Origin of the sequence: Streptomyces sp. SAT1 (genome assembly GCF_001654495.1) — a bacterium.
Lineage (GTDB): Bacteria > Actinomycetota > Actinomycetes > Streptomycetales > Streptomycetaceae > Streptomyces > Streptomyces andamanensis.
This window is the reverse complement of record NZ_CP015849.1, coordinates 3,494,471-3,514,286: the sequence shown is the minus strand read 5'-3', so window position 1 is coordinate 3,514,286 and position 19,816 is coordinate 3,494,471. Positions and strand designations below refer to the sequence as shown.

The 19,816-nt window shown below is 71.3% G+C and carries 15 protein-coding genes, 2 tRNA genes and 1 pseudogene; 14 read left to right on the top strand and 4 right to left on the bottom strand.

The window, feature by feature from the left end; all coding sequences use genetic code 11:
* Window positions 1-161 precede the first annotated feature (161 nt).
* Window positions 162-252 (top strand) — tRNA-Ser (locus tag A8713_RS15245).
* Window positions 253-452: 200 nt separating this feature from the next.
* Window positions 453-525, top strand: a tRNA-Arg gene (locus tag A8713_RS15240).
* A gap of 244 nt (window positions 526-769) precedes the next feature.
* Here the strand turns inward: A8713_RS15240 and A8713_RS15235 are convergent.
* Window positions 770-1,438 carry a YdcF family protein gene (locus tag A8713_RS15235; protein WP_064533989.1) on the bottom strand — a complete coding sequence of 223 codons (669 nt, stop codon included), beginning with the start codon at window positions 1,436-1,438 and terminating at the stop codon, window positions 770-772.
* A 13-nt stretch (window positions 1,439-1,451) separates the two neighbouring features.
* On the bottom strand, window positions 1,452-2,552 hold the full coding sequence (locus tag A8713_RS15230) for a helix-turn-helix domain-containing protein (RefSeq protein WP_064533988.1): 1,101 nt from the start codon (window positions 2,550-2,552) through the stop codon (window positions 1,452-1,454).
* Between the two features lie 342 nt (window positions 2,553-2,894).
* Here A8713_RS15230 and A8713_RS15225 point away from each other — a divergent pair, with 342 nt between their 5' ends.
* A complete protein-coding gene (locus A8713_RS15225) occupies window positions 2,895-3,311 on the top strand; it encodes an ATP-binding protein (RefSeq protein WP_064533987.1) in 417 nt (138 codons plus the stop codon).
* Between the two features lie 235 nt (window positions 3,312-3,546).
* On the opposite strand, the pseudogene A8713_RS15220 reads toward A8713_RS15225, so the two are convergent.
* Window positions 3,547-4,122: pseudogene (locus A8713_RS15220) on the bottom strand (IS481 family transposase); the annotation flags it as partial.
* A gap of 654 nt (window positions 4,123-4,776) precedes the next feature.
* On the opposite strand from A8713_RS15220, the gene A8713_RS34940 reads away from it, so the two are divergent.
* Window positions 4,777-5,481 carry a sigma factor-like helix-turn-helix DNA-binding protein gene (locus tag A8713_RS34940; protein WP_107440640.1) on the top strand — a complete coding sequence of 235 codons (705 nt, stop codon included), beginning with the start codon at window positions 4,777-4,779 and terminating at the stop codon, window positions 5,479-5,481.
* Between the two features lie 1,846 nt (window positions 5,482-7,327).
* A complete protein-coding gene (locus tag A8713_RS15210; RefSeq protein WP_237305379.1) occupies window positions 7,328-7,654 on the top strand; it encodes a hypothetical protein in 327 nt (108 codons plus the stop codon).
* Between the two features lie 15 nt (window positions 7,655-7,669).
* Here the strand turns inward: A8713_RS15210 and A8713_RS15205 are convergent, their stop codons facing one another.
* Entirely contained in the window at window positions 7,670-8,197 is a 528-nt protein-coding gene (locus A8713_RS15205) for a DUF6790 family protein (protein WP_064533985.1), read from the bottom strand.
* 56 nt (window positions 8,198-8,253) lie between these two features.
* Here A8713_RS15205 and A8713_RS15200 point away from each other — a divergent pair, with 56 nt between their 5' ends.
* The 9 genes from A8713_RS15200 (at window position 8,254) to A8713_RS15160 (ending at window position 19,788) form a co-directional block, all read left to right on the top strand.
* Window positions 8,254-8,676, top strand: coding sequence for a MarR family winged helix-turn-helix transcriptional regulator (locus A8713_RS15200; RefSeq protein ID WP_064533984.1), 423 nt, complete (start codon window positions 8,254-8,256; stop codon window positions 8,674-8,676).
* Between the two features lie 107 nt (window positions 8,677-8,783).
* Window positions 8,784-9,374, top strand: coding sequence for a YciI family protein (locus A8713_RS15195; RefSeq protein ID WP_064533983.1), 591 nt, complete (start codon window positions 8,784-8,786; stop codon window positions 9,372-9,374).
* A 73-nt stretch (window positions 9,375-9,447) separates the two neighbouring features.
* A complete protein-coding gene (locus tag A8713_RS15190) occupies window positions 9,448-10,392 on the top strand; it encodes a DUF2797 domain-containing protein (protein WP_064533982.1) in 945 nt (314 codons plus the stop codon).
* 82 nt (window positions 10,393-10,474) lie between these two features.
* The gene (locus A8713_RS15185; protein ID WP_237305378.1) at window positions 10,475-11,416 is read left to right on the top strand and encodes an amidohydrolase family protein; all 942 of its coding nucleotides are present in this window, start codon (window positions 10,475-10,477) and stop codon (window positions 11,414-11,416) included.
* 149 nt (window positions 11,417-11,565) lie between these two features.
* Window positions 11,566-12,306, top strand: coding sequence for a response regulator transcription factor (locus A8713_RS15180; protein ID WP_173860850.1), 741 nt, complete (start codon window positions 11,566-11,568; stop codon window positions 12,304-12,306).
* Complete coding sequence (locus tag A8713_RS15175; RefSeq protein WP_443069721.1) at window positions 12,303-14,198, top strand: sensor histidine kinase; 1,896 nt, start codon at window positions 12,303-12,305, stop codon at window positions 14,196-14,198. Before A8713_RS15180 ends, A8713_RS15175 begins: the two co-directional genes overlap by 4 nt.
* Before the next feature lie 14 nt (window positions 14,199-14,212).
* The gene (locus A8713_RS15170) at window positions 14,213-15,643 is read left to right on the top strand and encodes a bifunctional glycosyltransferase family 2/GtrA family protein (RefSeq protein ID WP_237305377.1); all 1,431 of its coding nucleotides are present in this window, start codon (window positions 14,213-14,215) and stop codon (window positions 15,641-15,643) included.
* Window positions 15,640-18,030 carry a glycosyltransferase family 39 protein gene (locus A8713_RS15165; protein ID WP_064533979.1) on the top strand — a complete coding sequence of 797 codons (2,391 nt, stop codon included), beginning with the start codon at window positions 15,640-15,642 and terminating at the stop codon, window positions 18,028-18,030. The genes A8713_RS15170 and A8713_RS15165 overlap by 4 nt, the downstream gene beginning before the upstream one ends.
* A gap of 165 nt (window positions 18,031-18,195) precedes the next feature.
* Window positions 18,196-19,788 carry an MFS transporter gene (locus A8713_RS15160; RefSeq protein ID WP_064533978.1) on the top strand — a complete coding sequence of 531 codons (1,593 nt, stop codon included), beginning with the start codon at window positions 18,196-18,198 and terminating at the stop codon, window positions 19,786-19,788.
* Window positions 19,789-19,816 lie beyond the last annotated feature (28 nt).

The following is a 19,816-nucleotide window of genomic DNA, read 5'->3' as shown; positions in this document are numbered from 1 at the left end:
CGCCCCGAGACGTTGCGCCCGACCCGCTCGACCTACCCCACCGGAAGGGCTTTGCCCTGGGGCCCGCCTGCCTAGTACCGTGGGAGGCGATTGGTGACACCCCGCTCGTCTGTGTCATCATCTGCACGCACCGATCACGCGCTCGCGTGGGCGGTTGTGCTGGAGGCGTCGCCTAGTCCGGTCTATGGCGCCGCACTGCTAATGCGGTTTGGGCCTTAAAGCCCATCGAGGGTTCAAATCCCTCCGCCTCCGCGCAAGATCACGAAGCCCCGGTCCATCGGACCGGGGCTTCGTCGTTCCCGCCCCCTCGCCCTCCCCCGCCGCACCACGTTTCCGCAGGTCACAAGGGGTGGGGGGAATGGATTTCACATGGCGGCGGCAGTCATGTAATGTTCTTCCTGTCGCCGCGAACGGGCCGCAAGGACCGGAAGCCAAGACACAAAACAGAACAAGCACTCGTAGCTTAACGGATAGAGCATCTGACTACGGATCAGAAGGTTGCAGGTTCGAATCCTGCCGAGTGCACAGCAGACCAGAAGCCCCGGAGAGATCCGGGGCTTCTGGCGTTGGTGGTGGATGCCTGTAGTCGGGCAGCACCTTGCGTTCCGCGCCGGGCCTTCGAGGCAGTCAGCTCGCGTTCGTGCGGCGGTACCCCCGGAGACGGCAGTCGGGAACGGCAGCCAAGAGCCCGGGACGCGGGCGCCGCGCTCCCGCGCGTCCCGGAACAGAGATCGGGCTGGTGCGAAGAGCGCGTCCGGCTTCCGGCAGGTCAGGAAGCGATGAGGCGGCTGGTGAAGCCGTCGTGGATGAGGGATTCGTACGCTCCACACACGTCGGCCGGGACATCCTGTTCGACGGCGAATCCGCGCCTCGGGTACTCGATCACCCGCTGGAGATCACCGACGAGCATGTCCAGGACGAGCTTCTCGTCACCGATGGACTTCACGTAGTCGTCGAGTTCCAACGGCTCCGACGCGCAGAGGATCTCGACATCGGGCCACAGCTTGCGGGCGGTCGCGTACGAGCGCCGTTCCATGTACGGCTTGGAGACCAGGAGCACGGTGGCCGGGACGATGCCGACGGCGGCGAGGACCGCACGGGAGAGGGTGATGTTCTGCCCGGTGTTGCCGGCGGACGGTTCGAGCAGGATCGCCTCGGAGGGGACGCCGAGGCCGATGGCGTGCTCGCGGAAGTGGACGGCTTCGCCGCGTGGGAAGACCTTGGCGGTGGTGGGGCTGTTGCCGCCGGTGAAGACCAGGGTCGGGAACAGCCCGGCGCGGTACAACTCGGCGGAGCGGGTGGCGACGCCGAGGTCGTGACTGCCCAGGCCGATCGCCACGTCGACCGGCCGCAGCGCGTGGTGCATCTGGTGGTACTCCCAGATCAGCGCGGCCCGCTTCCACTGGTTTTCAGTGATGGCCTGCTGGTTGTCGCCCACGCGTCTCTCCCTGTCACCGTCGCCGGGGGCCAATCCGGCTCTCTCTCGTAGCCTTGATGCCCTCGATGCTGCGCAGTTGGTGCACGAGTCTGTACTGGGCGGCCGTGCGAATGGCTTGATCGAGGACGAGGAGCCCATCATCCCGGGTCGCCGGGTCGGAGAGCAGGATGTGGCCGTAGGCGGTGTCCAGCCGTACGCGTTGCATCGGTGAGTCGGTGGTCCCACTGCTGCGGGCGATGCCGATGAAGTGCAGGGCTTGGGTGAGGTCGCCGGCACCACGACGGGCAAGGGCGAGTTTCTGGTGGGCCACCGACCAGTCATCGGGTTCGGTCAGGTCCTCGAAGTCGCGGGTCGCGGCCTGCATGACGCGGGTCGCGTAGCCATGCCGGCCGTTCTTGCTCAGCGCGGTACCGACCCACAGGCGGGCCCTGGCACGGTCCCGGAGGGAGAGCCGGTCGTCGGCGGCAAGGGTTTCGTATTGGCGGGCCGCGATCTCCAACTTGCCGGACATTTCCGCGACCACCGCGAGGGAGAGGTCGAGCTGGGCAACCCGACGCGGGATGCCGAGCTGAGTGAAGACCGCGCGTGCCGCCGCATACGAGTGCTGGGCGGAAAGGGGACCGAGTACGCAGCCTTGATCGCGTTTGAGATCACCGAGCAGCGCGGTCGAGCGGGCGAAAAGATACAGGCCCTTCTCGTCCAGTTCCCGGGCGTCGTACCGGGCCAACCAGCGGCTGAGGAGGCTGTCGGCGAAGGCGAAGTTCTGCTGGGAGAGCGCGATCACCACGCGGTCCAGGTCCTCGGCCCACGATTCGTACTCCCAAGCGCGAGGGCCGGTGCCGATGACGCGGCGGGCAGCATTCTGTACGGTGCTGGCCATCCCGGACAAGATCGTCTCGAAGCGCAGATGGGCGGAGGCATCCGCGCGGGCGAGGGCGGTGTCGAGGATGGCCTGAGTGTCGGGCCGTGGCTCGGTTGCCGCGCGCTTGCTCTCCCACTTCGAGACCGTGGCGACGGCAACTCCGAGGTGCTCGGCGAAGGCGCGCACGCTCAACCGCAAGGCGAGACGCAGGGCCCTGGTCTCTAAGCCGGTCCACTGGTGCACGGTGGCCACGCGTCACTCCCTTCCACCGTCATCGAAGCAGACGCGAGTAGGCCGCGGGACGAAAGTGGAACGAAAGTAGAACGATGGGTGATTGGCCGGAAGTTCGCTGACGTTCATGCTCGTTTCCGTCACCACGTGGCGACCCATTGGAGGGCCCCGGACGGCCCTCTCACTGAACGCCGCCTGGTCAGCAGACCGGTGATCAACGGTCTGCTGCGGTGACACGGGTCTCCGAAGCCCGGCAGGAGGAGCTGGGTCCTCGGTAGAGGGCGCCGGCTTCCGGAACGCACAAAGCCCTGACGACCGCGGGAACGGCCCCAGGGCCCGGCCGATCTGAGAGAGCAGACCGACATGCCGCAACCTACAACGCGGGTCCGTCCGACCGGGCACCCCGACTACAGCGAGACGCTGTCGCGTGATCCCGAAAGCGCCGTGACCGCGCGTGGCCTCGTACGCACCGCCCTTGCCGCCTGGGGGCTCGACGACCTGACCGACGACGCTGTCCTGATCGTCTCCGAGCTGGTGGCCAACGCCGTTCGGCACGCCAGGCGGCGGTCCATCCGCGTGATGGTGGAACGCATCGCGCCGCGCACGGTACGGGTGGCCGTCGCGGACTTCTCCCATGCCCTGCCTGAACTCTGTGCGCCGAAGAATGACGAGGAGGGCGGACGCGGCCTGGCTCTCGTCGTGGCGCTGGCGGCGAACTGGGGCGCGGATGAGCGGCACTGGGGGAAGGTCGTGTGGGCAGATCTGGAGGCGCGCAGGTGACCGACGGACCAAGCCCCACGCGTAGCCTGGCCCGAGCCCACCTGTCCCAACTGATCGCCATGTTCGGCACGGACGGGCGTCTGCGGATCAGCACAACTCCTGCTCCCGCCCCAGCCAGCTCAGCCCCCGCTGCCGCCCCTGACGGTGATGAGCCGGAGGACGACGAGCAGACCTGAGGTGCCGGATCCCAGTTGATGCCTGACGTTTCTGTCCCGGGTGATGCTTGACGGTGGGCCTAGACAACGTAGGGAGCCCCGTGGGGCTTGTTCGCTTTCACGTTACGGACCGGGGCGTCGGTCGTGCGCCGGATGACGCGGATCTGGCCGTCCAGCTCGACGCTGATCGTCGTGTCCGACACGTGCACGGTCACGGTCTGCCCTGCGTAGGGGCGGCCGAGGGAGACGGTCTGGCGGCAGACCATGACGGTGCCCACCGCGCTGACCCGCCGCTGCACCTGCACGGGCTCGATGCCCGGACGCGGTGGCGGTCCGGCCGGACGCAGGCCCCGCAGCCTGCGGACTTCCTCGCCGGTCAGCGGGTTGGGCCGCACTCGCAGCAGTTCCCGTGAGGACGGATCGAAGAACGACAGGGTCTCGCCGTCGATGCGGATGCCCACCTGGCGGCCGCCGAGGATCTCCACGGCCAGCACCTGGTGTCCGCCCAGGCCGACCAGGCCGCTGTTGTTCACGACCCGGTCCACCTCGAACGCCGTCCCGTCACCGGCCGGCAGCGGGACCGGTCCGGCCCCACGTCCGCCCCGGGCCGCCAGCCGTCCCAGATCCGCCACCGACAGGTGCGACCGCACGGTCCTGAGCCACGCCCGCTCCACGGTGTGTGGGTCGACGGCGGACGGGATGGGAGCTGGGGTGGATGGTGGGCAAGGCGGAGCGGCGAGTTCTCGCTATCTCACTCCGCGACATGAGTACTTGCGCCTTCGTCTTCAAGCCACCTCTCGATCTCGCTGTGCCTCCAATACAGGCGGTACAAGATTCGGTGTGGTGACGGGAACGGTCGTCTCTTTGGCCCCTTACGCGCCAACCAGCTAGTGATCGTTTTCGGGCTCACCCGTGCGAGTGCAGCGGCTCCAGCAGTATCAACCCAAACATCGTCATCGGGCAGCTCCGGCAAGCCCAACAGCCGTCCTGCCGGGACCTCCTCGGCTTCGATCAGGGCCTCCAGCAGCGACTCATGATGGACGGCTAGCGTCACGCTTCGCTTGTTCACACGCCTCTCCCTCACAGTTTTAAGACTGCACTCTATGCTAGATCACCCTCACCCAGGAAATCGTTGGTTTCAAATGGCCGTGTTTGCTATTCCTGCGTAGCGCCCGGTTCGGCGCCAAGCTCACGGAATACTGAGGCCACCTGGTCGTCAGGGATCCGCTGAAGCATCTGCTGCCTCAGCTCGCGGTCTGCCCGCTTACTCCTGTAGTCGAGGATGTCGCGAATAATGCATCGCAGCACCCATGCCACTCCGGGAAGAGATCCCAATGACGCCAGTTCACCAAGGATTTGCACCTGGGTCTCCTGGGGTGAGAAACGGCCAGGCCGGCCAGTCGCCGACCAAGCTCGTTGAGTTGCCACTCTCACTGGGGAAAATGGCAACAAAAAAGCCCGAACTTTGGGTTCGGGCAACAAAAAAGACGGAGAGTCAACTCCCCGTCTTCGGCCTCCGGGCATGCCGGGGCTGCCCCCCACTATGCGACAACTGCCATCAGGTGTCAACGGCGGACCAAGCACAGCAGGTCAGGAGTGCCGCTTGCGCCTGTCCTCGGGCGCAGCAGCCCCCGTCATGTGACAACTACGCTTGTCACCGTGCCCCTACCGACGGACGACCCCATCACCCTGTACCTCTACGGCATCGCGTGGGAGAAGCTATGGGGCGACTTCCAGGTCCAACTCACAGCACGTCCGGCCCGGTGACAAGCGCAGAGCACCTGGCGCTACTCGCTACGCTGGCCGACTTCTCTGCAGGGCTGGAAACTAACATTCTTACTGCGACTTATTACGCCTGCGAGTTTAAGGTATCCCAGGCGGAGATTGGGCGTAGCTGTGGAATATCTCGTCAAGCAGTCCGCCAGCGACTAGCCAAGGCTGTAGCTATAAGAAAAACGCATCAGCGAGACTCGTCTTACTGGGATTACGATTACGACTACCTGGAGGATGAGTAAGGTTAAATGATCGCATGTCCAGGAATAAAGAAGTTCGATAAGAGTCCGTCGGCCGCGTCGAATCGAGTCGTGGCCTGACGTTTGGACGCGATCACGGCAGGCTGCCGAAGCCGTACCGGTAGTCGCTGCGTAGTGCCGTTCTGACCAGGGTCCCCCAAGACCGGGTCCTGTCCCCGTGAGCGCCGCCGGGCCGTCCCCGGGCCATGCGAGGGGGCCAAGCTCGTCGCAGTCAGCGGTACAGCAGCGAAGTACCGCAACCACAGCAACCAGCAGCGAGCTACTGCGTCCGTTCAGAACCATGCAGCAGCCGATATGACCGCCACCGACCGATCCACATAGAGCTACGGATCAGAAGGTTGCAGGTTCGAATCCTGCCGAGTGCACACAGATGAGAGGCCCCGGAGAGATCCGGGGCCTCTTGCGTTTCAGGTTTGGACGGCACGGGTTTCGGCCGTGCCCTTGGTGCGGAAGCGGGTGCCGTCACCGTCATGGGGTGGGGCAACTCCCGGCGGCTGCAAGTGAAGTACAGAAAGCCACCTGTAAGACACCGCCCATGGTGAGGGTGGGTGACTGGACCAGGGGAGTCCCGCCCCGAGGTGCGGAACTCCGGTGATCGAGGGCTTTCTGCGGAGCGGAGCAGGCGCCGAGCGGGGGCGGGGGCTTGCGAGCCGGGCCGGTGCGTCAGCTGCCGATGGGGCGCGCCACGGACTCGCGAGGCGGGCTCCGCTCGCGACTCTGGTCCGTTCCGCATTGGTCAGAGCAACGACGAGAGCCACTTCAACAGGCTTTCGACGACAGCCTTGGCGACGACTCCGGCGATGGCTCGCAGGATCCGCTCATGAGGTCGCGAGTCTCCCGACCGGCCCCCTTGGTCTTCCTTGCCTGACCGCTTCTGTGCCGAGAGACGGAACTGCTTAATCATGTCCATGCCATATCCCTACGTGTGATGGGCTGCCCGTACCCCGTGGCGTACGGGTGTCGGGTGAAGTGCCCTGACGGTAAGGCGGCGGACAGTAAGCCCCGCAACATCTTCCTGAACTGCGGAAATGCCGTATCGGACGGTGGCGCTAGCGGGTTCTCGGGTTAGCCCGTCAAGCCCGCTGTGTTCCCCCTGCTGTGAGCTGGGCCACTCGAAGTGCGTAGGAACGGATCTGCGCGCTGGCTGGTGTCTGCTGGTTACGGACGGACGGACGGCCGGGTGAGGTGGTGGTGTCCGGCCCCGTGGGCGCAGTGCCGCGGTGTCTGGACCGGGCTGACGGGTGGCTGCCATCATCAGCGGAAGCCAAATCGACTGTGAACAACGGGGGTTGGGATGTCGGGAGCGCCCTCGGGAGGCGGTGCGCCGGGACACGGGCCGGACGGCGGACCGAGGCCGGCGCCGACACCGTCCCCCGATCCAGCGCCGGCTCCGCCCCCCGACCCGACTCCGCCCCCCGGCCCCTCACCGGTGCCCGATCCGCCACCGGTGCCCGCGCGCAGGCCGCTCGGAGAGGTTGCCGCGCTGATTTCGGCGGGCACCGGGCTGCTGGGGCTGCTGCTCGGCTTCTTCGGGCTGCCAGCGGTGGTGAGCTCGCCCACCGCGGTGCGGGTGACGGAGACGGCGACGGTTCCCGGGCCCACCGTGACGGTGACCGCTCCGAGTGCCGATCACCCTGATCCCGGCTCCGGCCCCTCGGCATCGCCGTCCGGCTCCCCCGGCGCGGAACGGCAGTCGCTGACGTTGTTCGACCCCGTCGAGAGGCCCGCCCCGAGGGATCCGGGGCCTTCGGCCGATTCCGGCGAGTGCGGCAGCGGAGAGAGAGACTGACGTCCGGGGGACGTGACGCAGTCGGCAGGGGAGGGTGCAGTGCAGCAGGAGTGGCCGGAGGGGGAATACGCCGATCCGGACGCGGCGCGGGAGCGCTATGACGCGGACATGCGGGCGTCGCGTGCTGCGGTGCGCACCCTGTTCCGTGTGGAGATGCCCGTCGCGCACATGGGCTTGGTGATCGTGATCATCGCGACCGTGTTCGTGGGGGCGGTCTGGTCGCCCGGGGCGGGGGCGACCGTCGCGGGGGTTTTTGCCGGGCTGTTCGCCGTCGCTCTGGGCGTGGCGCTTCTGGTGGGTGGCCGGGGGCGGGATGCGGTGCGCGCCGCGTACAAGTTCACGTTCGGCTGGGCGGACTGGATCTAGCCCCGGACCCGGACATCAGGCGGGTACGTGCGCGGTCGGCCGGGGAGAAGGGGCCAGGCGTCGGGAGCGGACCGCCAGGGCGATCATGACGGCCGGGATCAGGAGGTCGTTGACGAGGACTCCGCCGGTGTTGCCGGGGGCGTGGTCGCCGTTGGCGAACCACTGGTAGAGGTGGCCGGCCAGGGCGCCCCAGAGGAACATCCCGCCGCCGAGCCCGATGGTGATGCGCTCGCGGGCGGAGGCCGAGGCGGCCCGGAAGCCCATGACGGCCAGGCCGAGGTTGGCGAAGGCGATCTCGACCATGAAGGGCGTCCGGCCGAAGCCGATCGCCTCGGCCATGGTGTCCGGGGCGGCGAGGAACGCGACCGTCATCCACAGGCTCCCGATGCCGAAGGCGCCGATGGCCCACCAGCGCTGCCAGATCTCCAGCGCCTCCTCGCGGGAGCGGGCGCGACGGGCGCGCAGGAAGGCGCCGGCGGCCGGTACCAGGATCCAGACCAGGGGGAAGGCGGAGCGGGCCAGGTAGGAGAAGTTGTCGTCCATGGCTTCAGTCTTACCTAGTTAACATTAACGCGTCAACACTCAGGTAGGGTGATGCCGTGGATGACGGACTCGGAGATCTGCTGCACCGCGTGGTCCTGCTGCTGGGCGAGGCGGCCCGGCGGCGTACGGACGACGGCCCCGGCGGGCTCACCTACAGCCAGATCAGACTCCTGGGCACGCTGGAGGACATCGAGCCGACGACGCAGCACGGGCTGGCCCAGGCGCTGTCGGTGTCCGACCCGGCGATCAGCCGCGCGCTGCGGCCGCTCGAAGCGGACGGCCTGGTGCGCATCACCGTCGACCCCGAACACGCGCGCCGCCGCCTGGTCCGCCTCACCGAGGCCGGACGAAAGGCGTTCCACGGCGCCGGAAAGCCGCTGCACGACGAACTCCGCGCCGCACTCGTCGCGGCCGGCTTCCCCTACGAGCGCTACCTCGAAGACACCGCCCGGCTGGCCGAGTTCCTGGAGCCCGACTGAGGAAGAGGAAGCGGATGCACGCCCCCGGCTCCCCCCCCCCGTAGCTCGCGGTGTCTCTTGGTATCTCTTGTGTCCCAGACGGCACAGCACCAGGAGTGAGCGCGGACATGGAGTACTTCTGCTACCACCGGGACCGGCCGGGATCCCTCGCGCTGCGCGAGGAGCTGGTCGAGGCGCACTGGTCCTACATGGACGGGTACGCGGACCGGATGATCGCCCGCGGGCCGGTCTTCGACGAGGAGGACACCCTCCTCGGGAGTGTGCACATCCTCGATCTGCCCGGTCCCGCCGCCGCCCGCGCGTTCGCCTTCGACGAGCCCAACTACCAGGCCGGGGCGTACCGGGACGTGCTGCTGCGGCGGTGGCGCAATCTGCTGGGGCGCACCATGTGGGACTTCCCGGGCGGGGCCGCCGACGGCCGGCGGTACCTGGTGATCGGCCTCGGACCCGGCCCTCGCCCCGGCGTCGGCTCCGGCTCGGGCGCGGCTCGGGGCAGGGCGGCGTCCGGGCCCGCCGTGCCGGACGTACGCGACGACCTGATCGCGTACGGGCCGCTGCTGTCGGACGACGGCACCGCGTGGCTGGGCACGGCGGCGCTGGTCCGGGCGCGGGACGCGGCCGCGGCGCGCGCCGTACTGGGCGACGAGCCGTACGACGGGGTCGAGGTGCACCGGTGGGAGTTCGGCGGCAGGCGGTGAGGCGCCAGGGCCGGCGGCTGGGACGGTCGCGCGGCACCGCCGTTGTCAGTGGTGGCTCGTACGCTCGTGGGTGATGGACCAGGTGTGGAGGTGTGCGGGGCTGCGGTGGGCGGCCGACGGTCCCGTGCTGGCGTGGCAGGGCGGGCGCACGAGCGCGCTGCCGTGGGGGAAGCGGGTGGCCTTCGAGGTCGCCGAGGGGGGAGTGCGGACCTGCGTGGGGGCGCGGGGGCACGCGTGCCCGCTGCGAGCCGCCGTGCCGGGGCGGAGCACGGGGGCGCGGTGCGAGGAGTGCGCGCGGCTGGACCGGGCCCACTCCGTGGCCGCCGACACGGTCGCGGACGACCCCCGGCCGTACCACGTGTATCTGGCGTGGTTCGGGCCCGGCCTGACCAAGGTCGGGATCACCGCGGTCGAGCGGGGACCGGTGCGGCTGCTCGAACAGGGCGCGATCTGCTTCAGCTGGCTCGGCGCCGGACCGCTGATGGCGGCGCGCCGGACCGAGGAACTGCTGCGCGCCGCGCTGGGGGTCCCCGACCGGATCCCCTACGCCGCGAAGCGCGCCGTGCGCTCCGCGCTGGACCCGGACCCGGCGGCGCGGGCCGCCGAGATCAGCGCGCTGCACGAACGGGCGGGTGCGCTGGCCGACTGGCCCGAGTCGCTGGAGCGGAAGCCGTTCCGGCCGGTGGACCACGTCGGCGTGTACGGGCTCGACGGGAGGGTTGAAGGAAGGGTTGACGGGAGGGTTGGAGGAAGGGCCGACGGGAGGGTTCCTGAGGCCGTCGCGGAGGTGAGCGAACTGGTCGCGGGCGGTGCGGTGAGCGGTGCGCTGGTCGCCGCCGCCGGACCGGATCTGCATCTGGCCCACGGCAGCGGGGCCGTCGTCCTCGACACACGGCTGATGACCGGCTGGCCGCTGGGCCCGGCGGAGGGTGGCACGGGCGGGGGCGACCGGCTCACGGTGCCGGTGCGGGACGCTGAGCAGGGGAGGGCGAGGGGCGTCCAGGACGGTCTGTTCTGAGGGTGCGGATGGGAGGGTGCGCGGGAGGGAGCCCGCGCGCGGGGGTGGACGCGCGGCGCGCGCGGGGGTGATCGTGGGCGGCATGAGCGATCAGCCTCAGCCTCGGTCCGTCCCCCAGCCCACCCCCCGTACCGCACCCGAGGTGGCGCAGGAGGCGGCCGAGGTGCGGCGGTTCCAGGACCGGTTCGGCCTGCCCGGACTCGTCGACGTGCACACGCACTTCATGCCCGAGCGGGTGCTGCGCAAGGTCTGGGACTACTTCGACGGGCTCGGCCCGCTCACCGGCGGCCTGGAATGGCCCATCACGTACCGCGAGGAGGAGGACCGGCGCGTCGCCCGGCTGCGGGAGTTCGGGGTGCGGGCCTTCACCGCCATGCTCTACCCGCACAAGCCCGGCATGGCCGAGTGGCTGAACGGCTGGGCGGTCGGCTTCGCCCGCCGCACTCCCGACTGCCTGCACACCGCCACGCTCTTCCCGGAGGAGGGCGCGCACACCTACGTGAAGGAGGCCGTCGAGGCGGGCGCGCGGGTCTTCAAGGCGCACGTCCAGGTCGGCGCGTACGACCCCGCCGACGAACTCCTCGACCCGGCCTGGGGGCTGCTCGCCGAGGCGGGCGTGCCCGTCGTGATCCACTGCGGCTCGGGACCCGCGCCCGGCAAGCACACCGGGCCCGAGCCGATCGGCCGCGTGCTCGCCCGGCACCCCCGGCTGCCGCTGATCGTCGCCCACATGGGCATGCCGGAGTACGAGGACTTCCTCGGCCTCGCCGAGCGGTACCCGCGGGTGCGGCTGGACACGACCATGGCGTTCACCGACTTCAGCGAGGGCTTCGCGCCGTTCCCGCGCCGCGCCCTGCCCCGGCTGGCCGCCCTCGGCGACCGGATCCTGCTCGGGACGGACTTCCCCAACCTCCCCTATCCGTACGTCGAGCAGCTGTACGCCCTGGAGCGCCTCGGCCTGGGCGCCGACTGGCTGCGCGCGGTCTGCCACGACAACGGGGCACGGCTCTTCGGCCTGGAGTGACACCGAGGGGGCCGGTACGAGCGATCCCGGGAGCCGGGGCCGGAGCGGTGAGGCTCCCAGGTGTTCCCTGAGCGGTCCCTGTGCGTTTCTCAGGGAAAACACAGATTCGTGCAAGCGTGTTCTCAGAGGGCGCCGCCAAGGTGGCCGACATGACCACGACTTCGCCCCAGGGGCGCACCGAACTGCTGAGGGCGGACGGGAGCCCCGTCCGCGTGCTCGTGGTGGACGACGAGCAGTCGATCACCGAACTGCTGTCCATGGCCCTGCGCTACGAGGGCTGGCGGATCCGCAGCGCCGACGACGGGGTGGGCGCGCTGAAGAGCGCCCGCGAGTTCCGGCCCGACGCCGTCGTCCTCGACATGATGCTGCCCGACATGGACGGCCTCACCGTGCTGGGCCGGCTGCGCCGCGACCTGCCCGACGTGCCCGTCCTCTTCCTGACCGCCAAGGACGCCGTCGAGGACCGGATCGCCGGTCTCACCGCGGGCGGGGACGACTACGTGACCAAGCCGTTCAGCCTGGAGGAGGTCGTCGCGCGGCTGCGCGGACTGATCCGGCGTGCGGGCGCCGCCGACCGGCGCTCCGAGTCCGTGCTGGTCGTCGGCGACCTCACCCTCGACGAGGACAGCCACGAGGTCTCGCGCGGCGGCGACAACATCCACCTGACCGCCACCGAGTTCGAGCTGCTGCGCTTCCTCATGCGCAACCCGCGGCGCGTGCTGAGCAAGGCGCAGATCCTGGACCGCGTCTGGTCGTACGACTTCGGCGGCCAGGCCAACGTCGTCGAGCTGTACATCTCCTATCTGCGCCGCAAGATCGACGCGGGCCGCGAGCCGATGATCCACACCCGGCGCGGCGCCGGATACCTGATCAAGCCCGCGGTGTCGTGACCGACGGCGGACCACGGCGGACCCAACGGACCCAGCAGGCCCAGCGGACCCAGCAGGCCCAGCGGACTCAGCAGGCCCAGCAGGCTCAGCAGGCCCAGCAGACCCAGCGGTTCCGGCGGCCCCGGCGGACACCGGAACCGGGCCCCCGGCTCCCGCGTCCGCCCCGGATCAGGCGGCGGCGCGGACGGCAGCCGCGCACCCTGCGGACCCGGCTCGTCGTCGCGTCCGTCGTGCTGATCGCCGTGGTCTGCGGGGTCATCGGCTCCGTGACGGCCCTGGCGCTCCGCTCCCATCTGTACGAACAGCTCGACGGGCAGCTCGGCGAGGTCGCCGCGCGCGCCTCCGGCGTGTTCCGGCCGCCGGGCCGGCCCGGCAAGCAGTGGGCCCCCGACCAGCGGCTCGGCGCCCCCGAGCCCAAGGACATCCGGCTCAGCGACTTCGTCAAGGGGCCGCAGCCCGGCGGCACCGTCGTGGCCAGGACCGAGAACGGCACCATCACCGAGGCCGAGGTCGGCGACAAGACCCGGGACGGTGCCGGGGTCCCGCAGGTGGACGCCAAGTCCCTGACCACCGACCAGCGTTCCGCGCTCGGCTCCGTCGCCCAGGACCAGGGCAAGCACACCGTCGACCTGCCCGGTCTGGGCGGCTACCGCGTCGTCCACGCCACCGGCCCCAACGGCAGCTTCTACGTGGCCATACCGACCACGGAGGTCGACAACACCGTACGGACCCTCGTCCTGGTGGAGATCAGCGTCACCGTCGCCGGGCTCGTCGCCGCCTCGCTCGCCGGTGCCGCCATCGTCGGCGTGGCGCTGCGCCCGCTGCGCCGGGTCGCCGCCACCGCCACCCGGGTCTCCGAACTCCCCCTCCACTCGGGCGAGGTGAACCTCAGCGAACGCGTCCCGGCCCCGGAGACCGACCCGCGCACCGAGGTCGGACAGGTGGGCCTCGCGCTCAACCGCATGCTCGACCACATCCACGGTGCCCTGCACGCACGGCAGCGCAGCGAGACACGGGTCCGCCAGTTCGTCGCGGACGCCAGCCACGAGCTGCGCACCCCGCTCGCCTCGATCCGCGGCTACGCCGAACTCACCCGGCGCGGCGGCGAGCGGATCGGCCCGGACACCCGGCACGCGCTGGGCCGTATCGAGTCCGAGGCCGACCGGATGACGCTGCTGGTGGAGGATCTGCTGCTGCTCGCCCGGCTGGACGCGGGCCGCCCGCTGCGGTTCGAGCCGACCGACCTCCTGCCGCTGGTCGTGGACACCGTCAGCGACGCGCGGGCGGCCGGTCCCGGCCACACCTGGCGGCTCGACCTGCCCGACGAACCGGCCGCGGTGTCGGCGGACCCGGCACGCCTCCAGCAGGTGCTGGTCAACCTGCTGGCCAACGCCCGTACGCACACCGCGCCCGGCACGACCGTGACCGCGCGCGTGCGACGGGACGGGCCGTGGCTGTGCCTGGACGTCGAGGACGACGGACAGGGCATCCCGGCCGGGCTGCTGCCGCACGTCTTCGAACGGTTCGCGCGCGGCGACTCGGGCCGCTCCCGCGCCACCGGTTCGACCGGGCTCGGGCTGGCCATCGTGCGGGCCGTGGCCGCCGCGCACGGCGGCACCGTCGGCGTGGACAGCGAGCCGGGGCGGACCCTCTTCACGGTACGGCTGCCCGCCCTCGGCACGACCGCCGCACCGGCCACCGGCCTCCCCGCCCGCCCGGTCACCGGCTCCCCTGCCCTCCCGGTCACAGGCTCCCCTGCCTTCCCGGTCACCGGCCCCTCTGCCCTCCCACCGGCGGCCCCGGGCCGTCCCGCGCCCTGCGGGAAGGCGGCCCCGGGCCCGCACTCACAGGCGCAGCACAGTGTCACCACATCGGTGCGACAGGGGGGTTGAGAAGAGTCGGTCCCATGCGAACCGACCCTTCCCCCGGTCCACTCCCGGCACGGGAGCACCTCCCGGCCGCGGACGCCGGTACGCCGGTCCTGGACGTGGTGATCCCCGTCTACAACGAGGAGAAGGACCTCCGGCCGTGCGTGCTCCGCCTGCACGAGCACCTGACCCGGACCTTCCCGTACGCGTTCCGCATCACCGTCGCCGACAACGCCTCCACCGACAGCACCCCGCGGGTGGCGGCGGCGCTGGCGGCGGAGCTGGCCGGGGTGCGCAGCGCGCGCCTCGAACAGAAGGGGCGGGGCCGCGCCCTGCGGGCCGTCTGGTCGGCCTCGGAGGCGCCGGTCCTCGCCTATATGGACGTGGACCTGTCCACCGACCTGAACGCGCTGCTGCCCCTGGTGGCGCCGCTGATCTCCGGCCACTCCGACCTGGCCATCGGCTCCCGGCTCGCCCGCAGCTCACGGGTGGTGCGCGGCACCAAGCGGGAGCTGATCTCCCGCTCCTACAACCTGATCCTGCGCGGCTCGCTCCAGGCCCGCTTCTCCGACGCGCAGTGCGGGTTCAAGGCGATACGGCGCGATGTCGCCCAGGTGCTGCTGCCGCTGGTGGAGGACACCGGGTGGTTCTTCGACACCGAGATGCTGGTGCTCGCCGAACGGGCCGGGCTGCGCATCCACGAGGTGCCGGTCGACTGGGTCGACGACCCGGACTCCACGGTGCGCATCGTGCGGACCGCGACCGACGACCTGAAGGGCGTGTGGCGGGTCGGCAAGGCCCTGGCCACCGGTTCGCTGCCGCTGGACCGGCTCGCCCGACCCTTCGGTGACGACCCGCGCGACCGGGACATCCAGGACGTGCCCAGGGGGCTGGCCCGGCAACTGGTCGGGTTCTGCGTCGTCGGTGCCCTGTCCACCCTCTTCTATCTGCTGCTCTACAGCCTCTTCCGGCAGTTCGCCGGCTCCCAGACCGCCAACGCGCTCGCCCTGCTGGTCTCGGCCGTCGCCAACACCGCGGCCAACCGGCGGCTGACCTTCGGGGTGCGCGGACGCGGCGGCGCGGTGCGGCACCAGGCACAGGGCCTGGTGGTCTTCGCCATCGGTCTCGCGCTGACCAGCGGTTCCCTGGCCGCGCTGGCCATGGCGACCAGGGAGCCGGCGCACTCCACCGAACTGGCCGTCCTGGTCGCCGCCAACCTGGCCGCGACCGTGCTGCGCTTCCTGCTCTTCCGCGCCTGGGTCTTCCCGGAACCGCGCGAGGAGGCACCGCGGACGGCGCCCGAGCACCCGTACCGGTCCGGGCCCGCCGTGATCCGGCCCCAGCACCCGTACGGCACCCGCCACGACCACAGCACCGCCGACAACAACGACCACTGCGCCGCCGACAGCATCGGCCTCGGCCTCGACCTCGAAGTCGACCGCGGAATCGACCAGAAGGACCCCCGATGACCACCGAACACGACCGGAACGGTCGCCAGCCCGGCACGGGACCGTCCTCCTGGGACCCGCCCCCGGCCGCACCCCCGGCCCCACCCCCGGCCGCGTCACCGTCCGTATCCCCCTCCCTGTCCCCCTCCCTGTCCCCGTCCGTACCTCCGCCCGCGCCCCCGTCCGCCGTGGCGACGGCCGAACCCCCGGCCCCCTCCGCCACCCCGCCCTCCGCCACCCCGCCCTCCGCGTCCCCCGCCCCGCACGGCGCCGATCCGAGGCCGCCCTTCGCGCGCCGCCTGTGGCGCGGCCGGCCCGAGGATCCGCGCTGGGCCCGGCCCGCCCTCCTCGCCCTGCTGCTCGCGACCGCCCTGCTCTACCTGTGGAACCTGAGCGCCTCCGGTTACGCCAACTCCTTCTACTCGGCGGCCGTGCAGGCGGGCAGCACCTCGTGGAAGGCGTTCTTCTTCGGTTCGCTGGACGCGGGCAACGCCATCACCGTGGACAAGCCGCCGGCCGCGCTGTGGCCGATGGCGCTCTCGGTGCGGCTGTTCGGCCTCAGCTCCTGGGCGATCCTCGTGCCCGAGGTGATCATGGGCGTCCTCACGGTCGCCGTGGTGTACGCCTCGGTGCGCCGCCGGTTCAGCCCCGCGGCCGGACTGATCGCGGGCGCGGTGCTCGCGCTCACCCCGGTGGCCGCGCTGATGTTCCGCTTCAACAACCCGGACGCGCTGCTCGCCCTGCTCATGGCGCTCACCGTGCACCTCGTGGTCCGCGCCCTGGAGGACGGACGCACCAAGTGGCTGGTGTGGGCGGGCGTGGCGGTCGGCTTCGCCTTCCTGGCCAAGACCCTCCAGGCGTTCCTGATCCTGCCGCCGCTGGCCCTGCTCTACGGGATCTGCGCGCCGGTCGCCCTGCGCAAGCGGCTCGGGCAACTCGCGCTCGCCACCGTGGCGCTGGTCGTCTCCGGCGGCTGGTGGGTGGCGATCGTCGAGCTGTGGCCGGCCTCCTCCCGGCCGTACATCGGCGGCTCGCAGCACAACAGCTTCCTGGAGCTGACCTTCGGCTACAACGGCCTCGGCCGGATCAACGGCGACGAGACCGGCAGCGTCGGCGGCGGAGGCGGTCCGGGCGGGCGCGGCGGCGGGGGCGGCATGTGGGGTGAGACGGGCTGGGACCGGATGTTCGACTCCGAGGTCGGCGGCCAGGTCTCCTGGCTGCTGCCGGCCGCGCTGATCCTGCTGGTGGCCGGGGTGCTCGTGACCCGCAGGGCCCGGCGCACCGACCTCGCCCGCGCGTCCTTCCTCGCCTGGGGCGGCGCGCTGCTGATGACGCTGGCCGTCTTCAGCTACATGGCGGGCATCTTCCACCAGTACTACACGGTCGCCCTCGCGCCCTACCTCGCGGCCGTGGTGGGCATGGGCGTGACCGTGCTGTGGGAGGAGCGGTCCAGGACCTGGGCGTCGCTCACGCTGGCCGCCGCCGTCACGGCGACCGCCGCGTGGGGGTACGTCCTGCTGCACCGCACCCCCGACCACCTGCCGTGGCTCCGCTGGCTGGTCCTGATCGGCGGTCTGGCCACCGCCCTCGGACTGGTCTTCGTGACCCGGATCGGCCGGCGGCTGGCCGTCGCCGTGGTCGCCGCGGGCTTCGTGACCTGCCTGGCCGGTCCGACGGCGTACACGCTGAGCACGGTGGACTCCGCGCACACCGGTTCCATCCCGACGGCGGGTCCGGCGGGCGCGGGCATGCGGGGCTTCGGCGGCCGGGGCGGCTTCCCCGGCGGTGGCGAGGGCATGCGCGGCGGCCTCCCCGGCGGGAACCAGCAGAACGGCAACGGCTTCCCGGGCGGCGGCACCGGAGGCTTCCCCGGCGGCGGCCAGAACGGCGGGACCGCCCCCAACGGCCAGAACGGCACCGGTGGCCAGAACGGCAACGGCCTCCCCGGAGGCGGCTTCCCCGGCGGCGGCCGGACCGGCGAAGGCGGCCGTGCGGGCGGCCCCGGCGGCATGGGCGGCCTGCTCGACGGCGCGAACGTCTCCGCCGCCGCGAAGAAGCTGCTGGAGCAGGACGCGTCCGCCTACACCTGGGCCGCCGCGTCCATCGGCTCGCAGAACGCGGCCAGTTACCAGCTCGCCACCGGCAAGCCGGTCATGGCGATCGGCGGCTTCAACGGCACCGACCCGTCCCCGACCCTGGCCCAGTTCCAGCAGTACGTGGCGCAGGGCCGGATCCACTACTTCATCTCCGGCGGCGGCATGGGCGGCGGGATGGGCGGCAACGGCACCTCCGCCCAGATCACCTCCTGGGTGGAGAAGACCTTCAAGAAGGTCACGGCGGGATCGGCCACGTTCTACGACCTGACGCAGAAGACAGGCACCACAGGCACCACAGACAGCACCGGCTGACGGACGACCGAGCACCCCTCACCGCACGCACCCGGGGAGGCGGCGACCGCACACCGGCCACCGCCTCCCCTCGCTGTGCCCGCCGCGCCCACCAGCCCTGCCGGCCCGCCGCGCCCGGGGTACATGCGTTGTACACCGTATGGGAGCAGTTCTACGCTGTATGGCATGTCAACCGCCTCCCCGGACCGGACCGGGGCCCCGAGCCTGCCCCAGCCCCAGGGCCACCCCCAGCGCTGGCTGATCCTGGGCGTCATCTGTCTCGCGCAGCTCACCGTGCTGCTCGACAACACCGTCCTGAACGTCGCGATCCCCTCGCTCACCCGCGAGCTGCACGCGGCCACCTCCGACATCCAGTGGATGATCAACGCGTACTCGCTCGTGCAGTCCGGGCTGCTGCTGACCGCGGGCAGCGCCGCCGACCGCTACGGCCGCAAGAAGATGCTGATCGCGGGCCTGGCCCTGTTCGGTGCCGGTTCGCTGGTCGCCGGGCTCGCCCAGTCCACCGGGCAGCTGATCGCCGCCCGCGCGGGCATGGGCGTCGGCGGCGCGCTGCTGCTGACCACCACGCTCGCCGTCGTGATGCAGATCTTCACACCGGACGAGCACCCGAAGGCCATCGGCATCTGGAGCGCGGTCAGCGCGCTGGGCTTCGCGACCGGACCGCTGATCGGCGGCTTCGTGCTCAACCACTTCTGGTGGGGCGCGATCTTCCTGATCAACCTGCCGGTGGCGGCCCTCGGCCTGGTCGCGGCGGTCGTCCTGGTCCCCGAGTCCAAGGCGGCCCGAGCCCCCCGGCCGGACCCCGGTCCGGCGGCGGCCCCCGGCTCCCCGGACCCGGGCAGCAGCCCGGGGCGTCCCGACCGCCCCGACCTGCTCGGCGCGCTGCTGTCCACGGTCGGCATGGCGGCCCTCGTCTACGCCATCATCTCGGGCCCCACGCACGGCTGGGCGTCGGCGCGGGTGCTGGGCACGGCGGCCGCCGCCGTGGTGGTGCTGGCGGTCTTCGCGCGCCACGAGAGCCGGATCCCGTACCCCATGCTCGACATGCACTTCTTCCGCGACCGGCGGTTCACGGGCGCGGTCTCCGGGGCGGTGCTGATCGCGTTCGGGATGGGCGGCTCGCTGTTCCTGCTCACCCAGCACCTCCAGTTCGTGCTGGGCTACGGCCCGCTGGAGGCCGGTCTGCGCACCGCGCCGCTCGCCCTGACCGTGGTGGTGCTGAACTTCTCCGGGCTCGGGGCCAGGGCGACGGTGAAGCTCGGCACCCCGGTGTCGATCCTGCTCGGCATGGTGCTGCTCTCGGGCGGCCTGGTGTCGATCGCGCTCCTGTCGGAGCACGGGTACACCGGTACGCTCCTCGGCCTGCTGCTGATCGGCGCCGGCACCGCGCTCGCCGGTCCGGCCATGGCGCACGCCATCATGAGCGCGATCCCGCCGGCCAAGGCGGGGGTCGGCGCCGGGGTGAACGGCACGCTGGCCGAGTTCGGCAACGGGCTCGGGGTGGCCGTACTGGGCGCGGTCCTCACCTCGCGGTTCGCCGCGCTGGTCCCGGTGGCCGCGACCTCCCTGCCCGCCGCGCTCGCCGCGGCGCACGACGGCGCGGAGAAGGACCGGATCCTGGACGCGTACGCCTCCGGGCTGTCCACCAGCCAGCTCGCCGGTGCGGCGGCCGTGCTGCTCGGCGGCGTACTGGCCGCCGCGTTGCTGCGCCGGGCGGAGCGGGCAGACTCGGAGGTGGCGGCGGAGGCAGGGGCCTGAAGGGTGCCCCGGGGCTCCGCCGGGAGGC

Coding starts and splice junctions, on each gene's coding strand:
- A8713_RS15185 (WP_237305378.1), top strand. CDS start 10,475: ATGAGCGATCAGCCTCAGCCTCGGTCCGTCCCCCAGCCCACCCCCCGT.
- A8713_RS15225 (WP_064533987.1), top strand. CDS start 2,895: ATGCCGCAACCTACAACGCGGGTCCGTCCGACCGGGCACCCCGACTAC.
- A8713_RS15180 (WP_173860850.1), top strand. CDS start 11,566: ATGACCACGACTTCGCCCCAGGGGCGCACCGAACTGCTGAGGGCGGAC.
- A8713_RS34940 (WP_107440640.1), top strand. CDS start 4,777: ATGCCACTCCGGGAAGAGATCCCAATGACGCCAGTTCACCAAGGATTT.
- A8713_RS15205 (WP_064533985.1), bottom strand. CDS start 8,197: ATGGACGACAACTTCTCCTACCTGGCCCGCTCCGCCTTCCCCCTGGTC.
- A8713_RS15195 (WP_064533983.1), top strand. CDS start 8,784: ATGGAGTACTTCTGCTACCACCGGGACCGGCCGGGATCCCTCGCGCTG.
- A8713_RS15190 (WP_064533982.1), top strand. CDS start 9,448: ATGGACCAGGTGTGGAGGTGTGCGGGGCTGCGGTGGGCGGCCGACGGT.
- A8713_RS15165 (WP_064533979.1), top strand. CDS start 15,640: ATGACCACCGAACACGACCGGAACGGTCGCCAGCCCGGCACGGGACCG.
- A8713_RS15160 (WP_064533978.1), top strand. CDS start 18,196: ATGTCAACCGCCTCCCCGGACCGGACCGGGGCCCCGAGCCTGCCCCAG.
- A8713_RS15170 (WP_237305377.1), top strand. CDS start 14,213: ATGCGAACCGACCCTTCCCCCGGTCCACTCCCGGCACGGGAGCACCTC.